We start from the raw sequence: 13,848 nt of genomic DNA, 5'->3' as shown, positions 1-13,848 counted from the left end.
AGCCAACGATGGCCAGTCAGTACACACGTGAGCAGATTCTCGACATCATCGAAAGACAAGCGCAGGAAAGCGGCATTCCGCGGGAAGATTTCCTGCGATTCGCCTACATCGAGACAGGCGGTCGCTTTAATCCGAATGCAAGCAATCCCAGTGGCGCGAAGGGACTTTTCCAGTTCGTGCCGGGCACTGCCGAAGATTACGGAATAGCAGGGCGGGAGTTCGATCCGGTGGCGAACACCCGAGCGGCGGCGGCGTTGTATTCGGACAATTTGGCCGACATCACGCGTCGGCAGGCCCGCAGCGGACACGACTTCCTCTCCGGGAACGAGACGCCGAGCGGGCTGGACTTGTACCTGGCCCATCAGCAGGGCGCGGCCGGCTATGCGTCCATCCAGAATGCGATCGAGGCGGGTGAATTCACACGCACCAATACGCGCAGAAATATCCTCAACAACATCAGCGAGCTTGACGTCGAGCGGCTGACAGGTCGTGCTTACGCAGACCTGCGCGGGCTCGATGATCGCGAGCTGGCAAGTACGTTCTCGCAGTACTGGAATACCAAGTACGCCGCCATCAGCATCGCGGACCGCGGTATCCAGGCGAGCCGGCCCGACGCGGCTGTCCGCGAGCGCACGTCGCCACTGGCGGATGGTGTGCTGCAGCGTGGTGAACGCGGCGAAGAGGTGCGTGGCTTGCAAACCTCGTTGAACCAACTGGGCTTCCGCGACGGTCAGGGTGCGGAACTGGAGACGCGCTCCGGCATCTACGGGGGCAAGACGCAGGAAGCCGTGCGTGCATTCCAGGCTGCGAACCAGCTCGAAGCCACCGGCAACGCCGACGCACGTACGCGCGAAGCGATCGCGCAGCAACTCGCGTTACCCGAACAGGATCGCAATCGTGCCCCAGCCGCTGAAACACGGCAGCAAGAGGGCGGATTGGCCTGGCCGACCCCAGGCAACCATGACATCAACCTGGCCGACAAGCCGCGCGAGGGCCGGGGTGAGTTCGGTGCGCCGCGCAGCGGTGGGCGGCGCCATGGCGGCATCGATATCGAGGGCAATGTCGGCGATCCGGTTGTGGCCGTTGCGAGCGGTACCGTGGTGGTGCGTCCGAACAATGAGGCGGCCGGCAACACCGTGCACGTCCGGCATGACGATGGTTCGCTAAGCAAGTATTTCCATCTCGACGAGTTCAGCGTACGCAACGGTCAGCGCGTGGAAGCCGGGCAGCAGATCGGCACCATGGGCAGGACTGGCAATACGCCTGCCCAGGGCGATACACACCTGCACTTCGAGATGTGGCGGGACGGTCGGCAGGTCGATCCGATGCCGCACCTGCGTGGCGCCGAGCGCGACACGGCGGTACCCGCACGTCCGGCCGCGCCCGAGGCGTTGCGTGATGGAGCATCGGGCGCATCGGTGCGCGAACTGCAGCAGCAGCTCAATCAGCTCGGCTATCGGGGTGCCGATGGCAAGCCACTGGAGACCACGTCCGGCAAATTCGGCCCCCAGACCGAGCACGCACTGCGCACGTTCCAGGCCGATCAGGGATTGAAGGTGGATGGCGTTTACGGCGACCGTTCCCGCGAGGCCATCGCTGCCGCGACGCGTGATGTGGCTCGCAGTCCGGCGGAAGCGGGTGCCTCGCCCCAGGGGGGGCGCAGTGAAGATGCGCAACGCTCGTTCGTCGACCGCATGTTCTCCGCCATGCACGGCGGAGACGACCGCGCCATGCGCCAGGCCCTGGACGACTACCTGAAGACGCCCGCTGGCCAGGGGTGGCAGAAGGAACAGATCGTGACCGACCAGCAGGCGGCGCAGTCACGCGAGCAGGCGGGCCCTTCCCGCTGACAGCGAGGCAGGATGGCGGATCGGGTCGCGTGCCCGATCCGCCCTCTCGCGGAACGCACCGGCATCGGGGACGGCTCAGGGCATCCGAACGCGGCCCATGTGGCGGCCGGCGCCCGGGTCACCCGCGCTCAGCGCTCCGCTGAAACGCAGCGGGGTGCCAGCCAAGCCGGAAGGTACGGTCGCGCGCGTGGGCATCGGAGCGGTGGAAGGCGATGGTCGGTAGACGCCGCACGCATCCAGCGTGGCGCGTGCGGTGCGTGGCTTAGCGTCGCGGGCGCCAGCCCATGTCGCAGCGTTGGCAGTTCGGGTCCATCACCAGCGCGGTGATCCAGTCGATGGATGCGCCGAGCGGCGAGGGAGGCGAAGAGCAGTCCCGGCAGACCACGGGCACGGTCATGTTCGACGGACCAGCAGCAGGGACCTGGGAAGCATCGGTCGCGTTGGCGTTGACGCGCAGACTGGCTTCGAACGAGGGGCAGGAATAGCCCCGACGGATCGTCCGCCCGGCGACATCATCGGCGTCGCCAGGCTGTGCATTGCGGATATCGAGCAGATCTGCGGTTGCAGTCCCGAAGGCGGCAGGCCTCGTCGGGCCGGCCGCACACCTGGCGGGGTCAGCGGGTACCGTACAGCACGACGGTCTTGCCGCGCGCATGCAGGGAGCCATCGGCCTGCAGCTTTTTCAGCACGCGTCCCGCCATCTCGCGCGAGCAGCCCACCAAGCGTGCCAGCTCCTGGCGAGAGACGCGCAGCTGGGTGCCTTGGGGGTGACTCATCGCTTCCGGCTCGCGGGCGAGGTCATGCAGGGTGCGTACGATCCGGTCGGTCACGTCGAGGAACGCGAGGCGGCTGGCTTTGCGGCTGGTGTCCAGCAGGCGCCGCGAGAGCTGCGCGCCGATCGCGTACAGCAGCTTGGGGGCATCGGCCGACAGCGTGCCCATGAACAGCTGGTGCAGGCGTTCGTAGCTGATTTCGGCCAGTTCGCACTGGGTGCGGGTGCGCAGGATCACCTCCCGACGGTCCGACTCGATGAACAGTCCCATCTCGCCGACGAACTCGCCGGAACCGAAGTAGCCAAGCACCAGCTCCCGGTCGTCGTCTTCCTCGGTGATGATGCTGACCGAGCCGCTGACCACGTAGTACAGCGTTCCTGCCGGGTCGCCGGGGCGGAAGACGTCGGCGCGGGCGGGGTAGCGCCGGCGGTGGCTGTGGGCCAGAAAGCGCTCAAGCGTGGCGTTGTCCGGCGTCAGGGGGCTGGCGGCGGGGCGAGCGGGGGCTGAAAGGGGGATGCCTGGGCTCATGATGGTCGCGGCTTGTAATTCCGGAAGCTTAGTCCGAATACGTAGCCGACGGCAAACGCAGGCCATGCAAGGGCTGGGCCAGTCCCGCGCCGGCCGGCCGACGGGTGGTGGCGGACATTTCGCTGTCACCCCATATGGCGCATAATCCGCCCCCTCATCCGACCCCCCCAGAGAGGGACCACCGCCGTGGTAAAACCCCTGCCTCGCCTGCGGCTGCAAGGCTTCAACAACCTCACCAAGGCGCTGAGCTTCAACATCTACGACGTGTGCTATGCCTCGTCCGAGGACGAGCGCCGCCGGTACATCGAGTACATCGACGAGGAGTACAACGCCGATCGCCTGACCCAGATCCTGACGGATGTGGCGGAGATCATCGGCGCCAACATCCTGAACGTGGCCCGCCAGGACTACGATCCGCAGGGTGCGTCGGTAACGATCCTCATCTCCGAGGAGCCGGTGATCGACAAGAAGGATGCAGGCAAGGAGATCATCTCCGATGCGGTGGTCGCGCACATGGACAAGTCCCACATCACGGTGCACACCTACCCGGAGACCCATCCGGACAACGGCATCGCGACGTTCCGTGCGGACATCGACGTGGCCACGTGCGGCGTGATCTCGCCGCTGAAGGCCCTGAACTACCTGATCGAAAGCCTGGAATCCGACATCGTCATCATGGATTACCGCGTGCGCGGCTTCACCCGCGACGTGAAGGGCAAGAAGCACTACATCGACCACAAGATCAATTCGATCCAGGATTTCCTGGCCAAGAACATCAAGTCGCGCTACGAGATGCTCGACGTGAACGTCTACCAGGAGAACATCTTCCACACGAAGATGCACCTGAAGGAGTTCGACCTCGACAACTACCTGTTCGAGGAGAAGGCCAAGAACCTGTCGTTCAAGGAGCGCATGAAGATCGAAGCGCGCCTGAGGCGGGAGATCGAAGAGCTGTATCACGGCCGCAACCTGCCGGAATGACGGGTTGCGTGCTGCCGCGGGTTACACCCGGTTGGGGTGGACCGCAGTAGCCTTGCCCTGAAAACAAGGCGGGACGACCCGCCCGCGGCGCGAGCCGCGCATCAGGACCGACGGCGGTCCGGAACGCAAGTTCCGGGCCGTTCTGCGTTATGGCCCGGGCATCGACCTGAGGAGGTGGCGTATGGCGTGGTTCTATCTGGTGTTGGCGGGCGTGCTGGAAGTGGTATGGGCCGTGGGACTGAAATACTCGGAGGGTTTCAGCCGGCTGTGGCCCAGCGTGGTGACGGGCGTGGCGATGGCGGCCAGTTTCTGGCTGCTGGCCGCAGCGCTGAAGCACATCCCGTTGGGAACGGGCTATGCGGTCTGGGTGGGCATTGGTGCCGTGGGCACGGCCTTCGTCGGCATGTGGCTGTTCAAGGAGCCGGCAACCGCGGCGCGGCTGGTCTGTGTGGGGCTGATCGTGGCCGGCATCATCGGCCTGAAACTGGCCACGCCGTCATAGCGGCGCAGGGGCGGGCTCAAGCCCGCCTTCCTGGCCTTGCCGACGATACTGCGGCCCGGAGAAGCGACGTCAGTGAGGATCGTCGGACGCGTGGACGTGGCGACGGTGCGCCTGGGCGCACCCTACAGGCGGTAAGCCACTGCCTTCATCAGCTTCGAGGCGCCCGCCATCAGGGTCGGGATGGGGGCTGGCAGGACGGTCGCGCCGGCCTCTTCGGCATGTTCGGCATGGCGGGCCTCGTCGGCCTTCATGACGGTCAGGATCTCGCGGCTGCGCAGGTCGGCAGGGGGGAGGGTTTCCAGGTGTTCGTCCAGGTGGGCTTCCACCTGGCGCTCGGTTTCGACGACGAAGCCCAGGCTCCAGCCGTCGCCGCGCAGGCCTGCCAGGGCTCCCAGGGCATAGCTGCCGGCATACCACAGCGGGTTGAACAGGCTGGGGCGGCTGTCCAGCTCCCGCAGCCGGTCGGCGCACCAGGCCAGATGGTCGGTTTCTTCCTGGGCGGCCTCCATCAGGTGGGTGCGCGTCGCGGGGTCGCGGGCGACGGCGGCCTGTCCGAAGTACAGGCCCTGCGCGCACACCTCGCCGACATGGTTGATGCGCATCAGGCCGGCGGCATGACGCTGCTCGGCGGCATCGAGCGCAACCTCGGGGGTGTCGCCGGCCGGGTTGGGGCGATGGGCCGGCGGATTGCCGAAGACCGTGTCCAGGCCGCGCTGGGCTTCCACCAGCCAGTGGTCCAGGAGAGAGAAGGTCCGTGTGTTCATGCCGTCATTGTGCCGGCTCGCCGCACGGGCGTCTGCCGGTCCAGCGCGTGCCGGCAGGGACGCCCCGGCGACTTGCGCGTGGCGGCCTCGCCCCGTACAATCCCGCCTCTTCCGTTTCACCCTTCACAACGCGTGGCAAAGTTCCGCCGGGGTAACCGCGGAATCCGCCCGACCAGACACATGAGATCCACATGAGCACCTTTACCGCCAAGTCCGAGACCGTCCAGCGTGACTGGTACGTCGTCGACGCAGCAGGCAAGACCCTTGGTCGCCTGTCCACCGAGCTGGCCCGCCGCCTTCGCGGCAAGCACAAGCCCGTCTATACCCCTCACGTTGATACCGGCGACTATCTGGTCGTCATCAACGCCGAGAAGATCCATGTCACCGGCAACAAGCTGGCCGACAAGAAGTACCACCGCTTCACCGGCTACATCGGCAACCTGAAGACCGAGACTCTGGCGCAGGCGCTGGAGCGCCATCCGGAGCGCGTCATCGAAACCGCCGTCAAGGGCATGCTGCCGAAAGGCCCGCTGGGCCGCGACATGTATCGCAAGCTCAAGGTCTACGCCGGCCCGAATCATCCGCACGCCGCCCAGCAGCCGCAGGTCCTGGACATCTAATCATGGCTATCACTCAGAACTACGGCACCGGCCGTCGCAAGTCCTCCACCGCCCGCGTGTTCCTGCGCAAGGGCACCGGCAACATCACCGTCAACGACCGTCCGCTGGACGAATTCTTCGGCCGTGAGACCGCGCGCATGATCGTGCGCCAGCCGCTGGAGCTGACCAAGAACACCGAAAGCTTCGACATCAAGGTCACCACGACCGGCGGCGGCACCACCGGCCAGGCCGGCGCCATCCGCCTGGGCATCGCCCGCGCGCTGGTGGAGTACGACGAAACCCTCAAGAATGAGCTGCGCAAGGCGGGCTTCATGACCCGTGATGCGCGCGAAGTCGAGCGCAAGAAGGTCGGCCTGCACAAGGCGCGTCGCGCCACGCAGTTCTCCAAGCGCTAACAGACGCGCTACACTACGCGTCACTGGTTATACAGCCCCGTCGCCAAGCGGTAAGGCACCTGACTCTGACTCAGGCATTCGGTGGTTCGAATCCATCCGGGGCTGCCAACTCGAAGTCCACTGGACATCCGCAAAAGCCCGCCTCTGGCGGGTTTTTGCGTTGAGGGATCCCGCCTATGGTTGCCATGTTCCAACCCCCGTTCTGTCCGCCGGACGAGGCCCTGCGCCGCATGCAGGAGCGCGGCTACGTGGTGCTGGAGCCACGCGCCATGGCGGAGGCGACCGGCACCGGTCTCGATGCCCTCGACGAACTGCTTCCGAGTTGGGGGCGGCTGGAAGTGGACGAGTACCTGAAGGACGGCGGCCGTTACCGGCGCCGCCGGCATTCCTGCTTCATCGTCGACGCGGACGGGGTGCGCCAGGTGCCGCATCGCGCGCACTGGCAGTCGCTGGACTACAACGCCCTCCACGGCGGCATGCAACGCTGGTTCCAGCCGATCGAGCCTGCCGTCAGCGGTGCCATCGCCTGGCGGCAACTGCTGTCGGGGCTTGCGCGATGGTGCTCTACGCTGAGGGGCGAACGGACCTGGTTCGTCGAGGCACACCAGTTCCGCATCGACACGACCGATGGCATCGGGCGGCCCACGCCGGAGGGCGCGCATCGCGATGGCGTGGACTTCGTCGCTGTGCTGCTGCTGGACCGCGAGGGCATCAAGGGCGGCGAGACCCGCGTGTTCGCCGCCGCCGGACCGGACGGCCAGCGTTTTACCCTGGAGGCGCCGTGGTCATTGCTGTTCCTCGACGACGAGCGAGTGATCCACGAGTCCACGCCGATCCAGCCGCTGGACGCGCAGGGCCATCGCGATACGCTGGTGCTGACGTTCCGCCGGGACGGCTTCCAGGGTGAAGCGGGCGCAGGCTGATCGCGGCGCGTATTTCGTTACAATTGAAACCATGGCGCGTGGGCGCCGGCATCCTGGAGTTCCGATGAAGCTGGGTTCCCTGAAGGAAGGCGGTCGTGACGGCACGCTGGTGGTGGTGTCCCGCGATCTGGCGCGTGCCGTGCGCGCGACGGGCATCGCATTGACGTTGCAGCAGGCGCTTGAGGACTGGAGCAACATCGCGCCGCGCCTCAATGCAGTCTACGAAGCACTGAATGCCGGCAACGTCGATGGCATGTTCGACGTGGACTTCCACGCGCTGGCGGCCCCGTTGCCGCGGGCCTACGAGTTCGTCGATGGCAGCGCCTATTTGCCGCACGTCGAACGCGTCCGCCGCGCCCGCAATGCCGAGGTACCGGCGAGCTTCTACACGGATCCGCTGATGTACCAGGCCACCAGCGCCGCCTTTCACGGCCCGCGCGATCCGGTGAAAGTGGTCAGCGAAGACTATGGCATCGATCTGGAAGCGGAGATCGTGGTCATCACCGACGACGTGCCGATGGCGGTCACGCCCGCTCAGGCAGCCGGCCACATCCAGTTGATCGGTCTGGTGAACGATGTGTCCTTGCGCAACCTGATCCCGGGCGAACTGGCGAAGGGTTTCGGCTTCCTGCAATCCAAGCCGCGCTCGGCGCTGTCACCGGTATTCGTGACCCCGGACGAACTGGACGATGCCTGGCGCGACAACAAGGTGCACCTGCCGCTGGTGACGCATATCAATGGCAACTGGTTCGGCGCACCCGAGGCCGGCGTGGACATGCAGTTCGATTTCGCCCAGCTGGTCGCGCACGCGGCCAAGACCCGGCCGCTGTCGGCGGGCACGATTGTCGGTTCCGGCACCATCGCCAACGAGGACACGTCCAGGGGCGCCTCGTGCTTTGCCGAGCAGCGCACCGTGGAGACCCTGCGTGACGGCAAGCCATCGACGCCTTTCATGAAATTCGGCGATCTGGTCCACATCGAGATGAAGGATCGTGACGGTCATTCCATTTTCGGTGTGATCGAGCAGAGGATCGAGCCGCAGCCCTTGCCTTGAAGGCGCGCGCGGGCCCAGTGTGAATACAGGAAGGCTCGAGGTGGACATGGACGCGTATTACAGGCAATCGAAGGGGCAAACCGCGGGAGGCGGCTTGCATGGCTGAGCAACTGCGGCTTTATTCCTATTGGCGCTCCAGTGCCGCCTACCGCGTGCGCATCGGCCTGAACCTCAAGGGGCTGGCATACGAAACGGTGCCCGTGCACCTGGTCCGTGAGGGCGGGCAGCAGCACAAGCCGGATTACGTGGCCAAGAACCCCCAGCACATGGTGCCCACCCTGCAGCACGGGGAGCGCGTTATCCGCCAGTCGCTGGCGATCCTCGAGTATCTCGACGAAGCCTGGCCTTCACCGCGGCTGCTGCCCATGACGGCACGCGACCGCGCCCGCGTGCGTGCATTGGCGCAGATGGTCGCCTGCGACATCCATCCGCTCAACAACCTGCGCGTGCTGCAATATTTCGACGGCACCTGGAACGTGCCCCAGTCCGAACGGGACGAGTGGGTCAAACACTGGATCATCGAAGGATTTGCGGCGGTCGAATCGCTGCTCGCCGAGGATTCCGCGACCGGCGCCTACTGCCATGGGCAGACACCGGGACTGGCGGATTGCTGCCTGGTGCCGCAGGTGTTCAATGCGCGTCGCTTCGGCGTGGACATGGCCGCGTTCCCGACCATCGTCCGTATCGAACAGGCTTGCCTGGCCTTGCCCGCATTCGACCAGGCGCGTCCCGAAAGCCAGCCTGACGCAAATGCCTGAATGAAAAAGGGCGGAGAACTCCGCCCTTTGGGATGCTTCTTCGCAGGCTATGGTGCCGTCAGCCGAAGCCGTGGGTGATGCGCGGCGAGCTTCCCGACGTGTCGTAGTCGGCGTAGGGGTCGTGCTCGCCCTTGCTGCCTTCGGACAGGCGGAACTTCAGCGCCAGGCCATCACGCGAGTCGGCGGCGCGCAGTGCCTCTTCCTGTTCGATCTGGCCTTCCTTGACCATGCGGAACAGGCACTGGTCGAAGGTTTCCATGCCTTCCTCCAGCGACTCCTCCATGGCCTGCTTGATCTCGTGCACCTGGCCGCGGCGCAGCAGGTCGCGGATCATCGGCGTGTTGATCAGCACTTCGGCGGCCGGCATGCGGCGACCGTCGGTGCCTTTCACCAGGCGCTGCGACACCACGGCGCGCAGGTTCAGCGCCAGGTTCATCAGCACGTTCTTGTGCGCGCTTTCCGGGAAGAAGTTCAGGATGCGCTCGATGGTCTGGTCGGCGTTGTTGGAGTGCAGCGTGGCCAGGCACAGGTGGCCGGTCTCGGCGAAGGCGATCGCGGCCTCCATCGTGGTGGCGTCGAGGATTTCGCCGATCAGGATGACGTCCGGCGCCTCGCGCATCGCGTTCTTCAGCGCGTTGTGGAAGGCGTGCGTGTCCAGGCCCACTTCGCGCTGGTTGACGATCGACTGCTTGTGCTTGTGCAGGTACTCGATCGGATCCTCGATTGTGAGGATGTGGCCGGTGCTGGTGGTGTTGCGGTAGTCGATCATCGATGCCAGTGACGTCGACTTGCCCGAACCGGTGGAGCCGACGATCAGCACCAGCCCGCGCGGGGTCATGATGATGTCCTTCAGCACCGGAGGCAGGTTCAGCTCTTCGATGGTCGGGATCACGCTGCGGATCGCGCGGATCACCATGCCCACCTCGCCGCGCTGCTTGAATACGTTGACGCGGAAGCGCCCCGCATCCTGCAGGGCGATGGCCATGTTGAGCTCCAGTTCGCGCTCGAACACGGGCACCTGGCCCTCGTCCATCAGCGAATAGGCGATCTTCTTCACCATGCCCGGCGGCAGGCCGGTATTGCCCAAGGGATAGAGCTTGCCCTCGATCTTGATGTACACCGGCGCCCCGGTGGTGAGAAACATGTCCGAGGCGTTCTTCTCGGTCATCAGCTTCAGGAAATAGCCGATGTCCATGTGCAAAGCTCCCAAGATGCGCGGCGCGACGTTGCAACGGCGCCAAAGGCTTCCGACAATGGCCGCGCGCACCCCTCAACGTCACGGCACCCCAATGACAGTTAGCTTCTCACACTTCCGCTGGCCCCTGCATGTGATGGCGGCCGCAGTAGCAACACTGGCCTTGGCCGGCGAACCGGCACGCGCCCAGAGCGCAGCGCCGCCGGAACTGGAAGCCGCCGTGCAGGCGGTGCAGCGCGCGGACCAGGCGGATGCCGACCAGTACGCCCCGCAACCGCTGGAGGCAGCGCGGCAGGCGTTGGCGCAGGCGCAGGCCGCACACGCTGCGCGGGACAAGAAGGACGCCCTGGACCTGGCCCTGCGGGCCACGGTGGATGCCGATCTTGCGCGCGCGCGCAGCCTGGAAGCCGTGGCGACGGCCGAAGTCGCGCAACGGAAGGCGGAGATCGCCGACCTCCAGCGCCAGATCGGCGCGGAGGGTGGGCGATGAAGGCGTCTCGCAAGGTGACCCGTGCCGGCATGCTGGGGCTGATGCTGATGTTGGGCTCCAACACCGCGTCAGCGGCTGACAATCCCGTGGTCGTGCAGCTCAACCAGCGGTTGTCTGCGCTGCATGCCGATCCGGCGCTTGGGGAACTGGCGGCCTACGAGAAGTTGCAGGCACAACACGCCATCACCGCCTTCGACAAGGCGCGTCGCAGTCAGCGCGAGACTGCCCAGTACGTGGCGGAACGCCGGGTGGAGATCGCGGAGATCGCCGCACGCACCCAGGCGGCCCGTCGTGAAGTGGATCGGTTGGACCGGACCCGCAGCGAGTTGCTGGTGGAAGCGAGTCGCCGCGAAGCGGAGCGCGCGCGTCGGGAGGCAGAGCGCCTGCGCGTGCAGGCGCAGATCCAGGCCGAGGAAACCGAACGCCTCCGCATGGCTGCCGAGGCCGAGGCACTGGCGCGCCAGGAAGCGGAGATCACGCTGGATACCGTCGCGGGCCAGCAGGCGAACCGGCTGAGTGCGGCCCGTCAGCGCGAACTGAAACTGGCGCGCGAGGAGGCGGAACTGGTCTCGGGTGCCAAGCTGCCGCCTTCGAAGTTCGAAACCCGCGGTGAGGTCTTCACCCTGGGCGCCGACGTCTTCGCTGCCAATTCGGCGAAGCTGTCCGCCGGGGGCGCGTCGAGTGCTGCCGCGCTCGCCGCCTACCTGCAGGCCAACCCCAAGGCCCGGGCCCGCATCGACGGTTACGGGGACAAGCAGACGCCCGGACAGCGCCGGGCTGATGTGCTGCGAGACGCGCTGATGGCGGCCGGTGTGGCGAAATCACGCCTGCAGAGCGCAGGCAAGGGCACCGGCAGCAAGGCACGCGCGCTGGAAGTCGTCATCACGCATTGATAACCCCATGTAAATCATGGGGTTATACGAGGTTGCAAGGCTTCGGCGAGGCTGGGCTGAATCCTGTTCTTGCGGGCTGAATCCTGTCGGATCAACCACTTGCAACGGGCCTTGTCGGGCCCGGCAGTGAGGAGTAGGGTCGTATACCCAAGCGATCCCCGTCGCTTGGCTCACCGGAGAATCGACCCGATGACGCCCGTACCGATCCCGCAGGAGACCGCCGCCGGCAGCCAGGCCGCAGCGGGCATTCCGGTGGGAAGTGCCCGCGCTGCCGGCCAGATGCTCCGCTCCCAAGCCAACGCCCCGTGCCTGCAAAGGCCGGGGCGTTCGTATTTCCGCTGAAGGAGGTAACGATCATGTTCGAAGGTCAACCGCAGGCCGAAATCGATGCACTCATCAAGGCCGATCCGGAGTTCAAGCAGCTGTACCAGCGCCATCGCGAGCTGGACAAGAAGGTCACCGACGCCGAGCTGGGTGTACTGCCCATCGACGACAACCGCCTCGGGCAGATGAAGCGCGAGAAGCTGCACGCCAAGGAGCGATTGCTCCGGATCTACGACGCCAAGCCGCACTGACGCCTGCCCCGCCACTTTCTTGTCGCGGGCGGCGGCGGCCTCCTCGTCGGCCGTCGCCGTCCGCGTCACCCTAGTGCGATAATCCGGGCCACGTTCCGCACCGGATGCACGGCCGCATGGCGATCCACTCCTCAGTACTCGAGCTGATCGGCGACACGCCGATCGTCCAGGCCAGGCGCCTGGACACCGGGCTCTGCACCCTCTACCTGAAGCTCGAAAGCGCCAACCCCGGCGGGTCCATCAAGGACCGCATCGGCATGTCGATGATCGAGGCCGCCGAAAAGCGTGGCGACCTGAAGCCCGGCGCGACTCTGGTGGAAGGCACGGCCGGCAACACCGGTATCGGCCTGGCCCTGGTAGCCCAGCAGAAGGGCTACAAGTTGATGCTGGTGGTCCCGGACAAGATGAGCCGGGAGAAAATCTTCAACCTGAAGGCCATGGGCGCCGAGGTCATCCTGACCCGTTCCGACGTGGCGAAGGGGCACCCGGAGTACTACCAGGACCTGGCCCAGCGCATTGCGCGCGAGACCCCTGGGGCCTACTTCATCAACCAGTTCGGCAACCCCGACAACCCGGCGGCGCACGAGTTCGGCACCGGCCCGGAAATCCTGCGCCAGATGGAAGGCCAGCTGGACGCCATCGTCTTCGGCTGCGGCAGCTCCGGCACGATGACCGGCCTGTCGCGCTGCTTCGCCGAGCATTCGCCGCAGACGGAGATGGTGCTGGCCGACCCGGTGGGCTCCATCCTCACCCAGTACATCAACGAAGGCACGTTGAGCACCAAGTCAGGCAGCTGGCTGGTGGAAGGCATCGGCGAGGACTTCCTGCCGCAGATCTCGGATTTCAGCCGGGTCAAGAAGGCCTATGCGATCAGCGACGGCGAGAGTTTCCACACCGCCCGCGAGCTGCTGGCGAAGGAAGGCATCCTGGGTGGTTCGTCCACCGGCACCCTGCTGGCGGCCGCGCTGAAGTACTGCCGCGAACAGACCACGCCGAAGAAGGTGCTGGTATTCGTCTGCGATACCGGCAACAAGTACCTGTCCAAGATGTACAACGACTACTGGATGCTGGACAACGGGTTCATCGACCGGCCCCAGTACGGCGACCTGCGCGACCTCATCCTGCGCCCCTACAGTCAGCGCGACACCGTGGTGGTCAGTCCGACCGACCTGCTGACGACGGCCTACCAGCGCATGAAGCTGTACGACGTGTCGCAGCTGCCGGTGATGGAGGGCGACAGGCTGGCCGGCATCGTCGACGAGAGCGACGTGCTGCTGCACGTGTATGGCGACGAAGCCCGTTTCCGCGACCCGGTCTCCACCGCCATGGTCAGCAAGCTGGACCGGCTGGACGTGCATTCCCCGATCGAGGCTCTGCTGCCGGTATTCGACCGGGGCCAGGTGGCCATCATCACGGATGGCGATGCCTTCCTTGGTCTGATCACCCGCATCGATCTGCTCAACTACCTGCGACGGCGCGCACAGTAAGAGGACGGCCCGCCCGCCAGACCGCGGGCGGAGTCTTCGCATGGACGGTACGTTAAGACC

16 protein-coding genes and 1 tRNA gene are annotated in these 13,848 nt (G+C 65.9%); 14 read left to right on the top strand and 3 right to left on the bottom strand.

Annotated features, from left to right (window positions below; all coding sequences use genetic code 11):
* Positions 1–8: 8 nt before the first annotated feature.
* Complete coding sequence (locus WBN46_RS05505; RefSeq protein WP_337730622.1) at positions 9–1,850, top strand: peptidoglycan-binding protein; 1,842 nt, start codon at positions 9–11, stop codon at positions 1,848–1,850.
* A 284-nt stretch (positions 1,851–2,134) separates the two neighbouring features.
* Positions 2,135–2,335, top strand: coding sequence for a hypothetical protein (locus WBN46_RS05500; protein ID WP_337730621.1), 201 nt, complete (start codon positions 2,135–2,137; stop codon positions 2,333–2,335).
* A 129-nt stretch (positions 2,336–2,464) separates the two neighbouring features.
* Here WBN46_RS05500 and crp read toward each other — a convergent pair whose 3' ends face one another.
* Positions 2,465–3,151 (bottom strand): cAMP-activated global transcriptional regulator CRP, encoded by a 687-nt coding sequence (gene crp, locus WBN46_RS05495; RefSeq protein ID WP_225590783.1) that lies wholly within the window; start codon positions 3,149–3,151, stop codon positions 2,465–2,467.
* Between the two features lie 186 nt (positions 3,152–3,337).
* On the opposite strand from crp, the gene speD reads away from it, so the two are divergent.
* On the top strand, positions 3,338–4,132 hold the full coding sequence (gene speD / locus WBN46_RS05490) for an adenosylmethionine decarboxylase (RefSeq protein WP_310161971.1): 795 nt from the start codon (positions 3,338–3,340) through the stop codon (positions 4,130–4,132).
* Between the two features lie 181 nt (positions 4,133–4,313).
* Entirely contained in the window at positions 4,314–4,634 is a 321-nt protein-coding gene (gene sugE / locus WBN46_RS05485) for a quaternary ammonium compound efflux SMR transporter SugE (protein ID WP_192200188.1), read from the top strand.
* A 122-nt stretch (positions 4,635–4,756) separates the two neighbouring features.
* Here sugE and coq7 read toward each other — a convergent pair whose 3' ends face one another.
* The gene (coq7, locus tag WBN46_RS05480) at positions 4,757–5,398 is read right to left on the bottom strand and encodes a 2-polyprenyl-3-methyl-6-methoxy-1,4-benzoquinone monooxygenase (protein WP_337730620.1); all 642 of its coding nucleotides are present in this window, start codon (positions 5,396–5,398) and stop codon (positions 4,757–4,759) included.
* A 191-nt stretch (positions 5,399–5,589) separates the two neighbouring features.
* Between coq7 and rplM the strand changes: the two genes are divergently transcribed.
* The 6 genes from rplM to maiA all read left to right on the top strand — a co-directional run bounded on the left by rplM (position 5,590) and on the right by maiA (position 9,148).
* Complete coding sequence (gene rplM / locus WBN46_RS05475; RefSeq protein ID WP_055936916.1) at positions 5,590–6,018, top strand: 50S ribosomal protein L13; 429 nt, start codon at positions 5,590–5,592, stop codon at positions 6,016–6,018.
* A gap of 2 nt (positions 6,019–6,020) precedes the next feature.
* Positions 6,021–6,413: a 30S ribosomal protein S9 gene (gene rpsI, locus WBN46_RS05470; RefSeq protein WP_192200190.1), complete on the top strand. Its 393-nt coding sequence runs from the start codon at positions 6,021–6,023 to the stop codon at positions 6,411–6,413.
* Positions 6,414–6,446: 33 nt separating this feature from the next.
* Positions 6,447–6,521 (top strand) — tRNA-Gln (locus WBN46_RS05465).
* Positions 6,522–6,598: 77 nt separating this feature from the next.
* On the top strand, positions 6,599–7,336 hold the full coding sequence (locus WBN46_RS05460; protein ID WP_192201226.1) for a 2OG-Fe dioxygenase family protein: 738 nt from the start codon (positions 6,599–6,601) through the stop codon (positions 7,334–7,336).
* A 64-nt stretch (positions 7,337–7,400) separates the two neighbouring features.
* On the top strand, positions 7,401–8,390 hold the full coding sequence (locus WBN46_RS05455; RefSeq protein ID WP_192200191.1) for a fumarylacetoacetate hydrolase family protein: 990 nt from the start codon (positions 7,401–7,403) through the stop codon (positions 8,388–8,390).
* Between the two features lie 98 nt (positions 8,391–8,488).
* Entirely contained in the window at positions 8,489–9,148 is a 660-nt protein-coding gene (maiA, locus tag WBN46_RS05450; protein WP_192200192.1) for a maleylacetoacetate isomerase, read from the top strand.
* A 58-nt stretch (positions 9,149–9,206) separates the two neighbouring features.
* Here maiA and WBN46_RS05445 read toward each other — a convergent pair whose 3' ends face one another.
* Entirely contained in the window at positions 9,207–10,343 is a 1,137-nt protein-coding gene (locus tag WBN46_RS05445) for a PilT/PilU family type 4a pilus ATPase (RefSeq protein WP_192200193.1), read from the bottom strand.
* 94 nt (positions 10,344–10,437) lie between these two features.
* Here WBN46_RS05445 and WBN46_RS05440 point away from each other — a divergent pair, with 94 nt between their 5' ends.
* From WBN46_RS05440 to WBN46_RS05425, 4 genes are all read left to right on the top strand, one after another.
* The gene (locus WBN46_RS05440; RefSeq protein ID WP_337730619.1) at positions 10,438–10,833 is read left to right on the top strand and encodes a DUF4398 domain-containing protein; all 396 of its coding nucleotides are present in this window, start codon (positions 10,438–10,440) and stop codon (positions 10,831–10,833) included.
* Between the two features lie 29 nt (positions 10,834–10,862).
* Positions 10,863–11,726 (top strand): OmpA family protein, encoded by an 864-nt coding sequence (locus tag WBN46_RS05435; protein ID WP_337730889.1) that lies wholly within the window; start codon positions 10,863–10,865, stop codon positions 11,724–11,726.
* 356 nt (positions 11,727–12,082) lie between these two features.
* Positions 12,083–12,301, top strand: coding sequence for a YdcH family protein (locus tag WBN46_RS05430; RefSeq protein ID WP_142123411.1), 219 nt, complete (start codon positions 12,083–12,085; stop codon positions 12,299–12,301).
* Between the two features lie 116 nt (positions 12,302–12,417).
* Positions 12,418–13,788: a pyridoxal-phosphate dependent enzyme gene (locus tag WBN46_RS05425; protein WP_337730618.1), complete on the top strand. Its 1,371-nt coding sequence runs from the start codon at positions 12,418–12,420 to the stop codon at positions 13,786–13,788.
* Positions 13,789–13,848 lie beyond the last annotated feature (60 nt).

Source organism: Pseudoxanthomonas sp. CCNWLW251 (genome assembly GCF_037402255.1).
GTDB lineage: Bacteria > Pseudomonadota > Gammaproteobacteria > Xanthomonadales > Xanthomonadaceae > Pseudoxanthomonas_A.
This window is presented reverse-complemented; position numbering and strand designations above follow the sequence as displayed.

Coding starts and splice junctions, on each gene's coding strand:
- WBN46_RS05505 (WP_337730622.1), top strand. CDS start 9: ATGGCCAGTCAGTACACACGTGAGCAGATTCTCGACATCATCGAAAGA.
- WBN46_RS05500 (WP_337730621.1), top strand. CDS start 2,135: ATGTCGCAGCGTTGGCAGTTCGGGTCCATCACCAGCGCGGTGATCCAG.
- crp (WP_225590783.1), bottom strand. CDS start 3,151: ATGAGCCCAGGCATCCCCCTTTCAGCCCCCGCTCGCCCCGCCGCCAGC.
- sugE (WP_192200188.1), top strand. CDS start 4,314: ATGGCGTGGTTCTATCTGGTGTTGGCGGGCGTGCTGGAAGTGGTATGG.
- coq7 (WP_337730620.1), bottom strand. CDS start 5,398: ATGAACACACGGACCTTCTCTCTCCTGGACCACTGGCTGGTGGAAGCC.
- rplM (WP_055936916.1), top strand. CDS start 5,590: ATGAGCACCTTTACCGCCAAGTCCGAGACCGTCCAGCGTGACTGGTAC.
- rpsI (WP_192200190.1), top strand. CDS start 6,021: ATGGCTATCACTCAGAACTACGGCACCGGCCGTCGCAAGTCCTCCACC.
- WBN46_RS05460 (WP_192201226.1), top strand. CDS start 6,599: ATGTTCCAACCCCCGTTCTGTCCGCCGGACGAGGCCCTGCGCCGCATG.
- WBN46_RS05455 (WP_192200191.1), top strand. CDS start 7,401: ATGAAGCTGGGTTCCCTGAAGGAAGGCGGTCGTGACGGCACGCTGGTG.
- maiA (WP_192200192.1), top strand. CDS start 8,489: ATGGCTGAGCAACTGCGGCTTTATTCCTATTGGCGCTCCAGTGCCGCC.
- WBN46_RS05445 (WP_192200193.1), bottom strand. CDS start 10,343: ATGGACATCGGCTATTTCCTGAAGCTGATGACCGAGAAGAACGCCTCG.
- WBN46_RS05440 (WP_337730619.1), top strand. CDS start 10,438: ATGACAGTTAGCTTCTCACACTTCCGCTGGCCCCTGCATGTGATGGCG.
- WBN46_RS05435 (WP_337730889.1), top strand. CDS start 10,863: ATGCTGGGGCTGATGCTGATGTTGGGCTCCAACACCGCGTCAGCGGCT.
- WBN46_RS05430 (WP_142123411.1), top strand. CDS start 12,083: ATGTTCGAAGGTCAACCGCAGGCCGAAATCGATGCACTCATCAAGGCC.
- WBN46_RS05425 (WP_337730618.1), top strand. CDS start 12,418: ATGGCGATCCACTCCTCAGTACTCGAGCTGATCGGCGACACGCCGATC.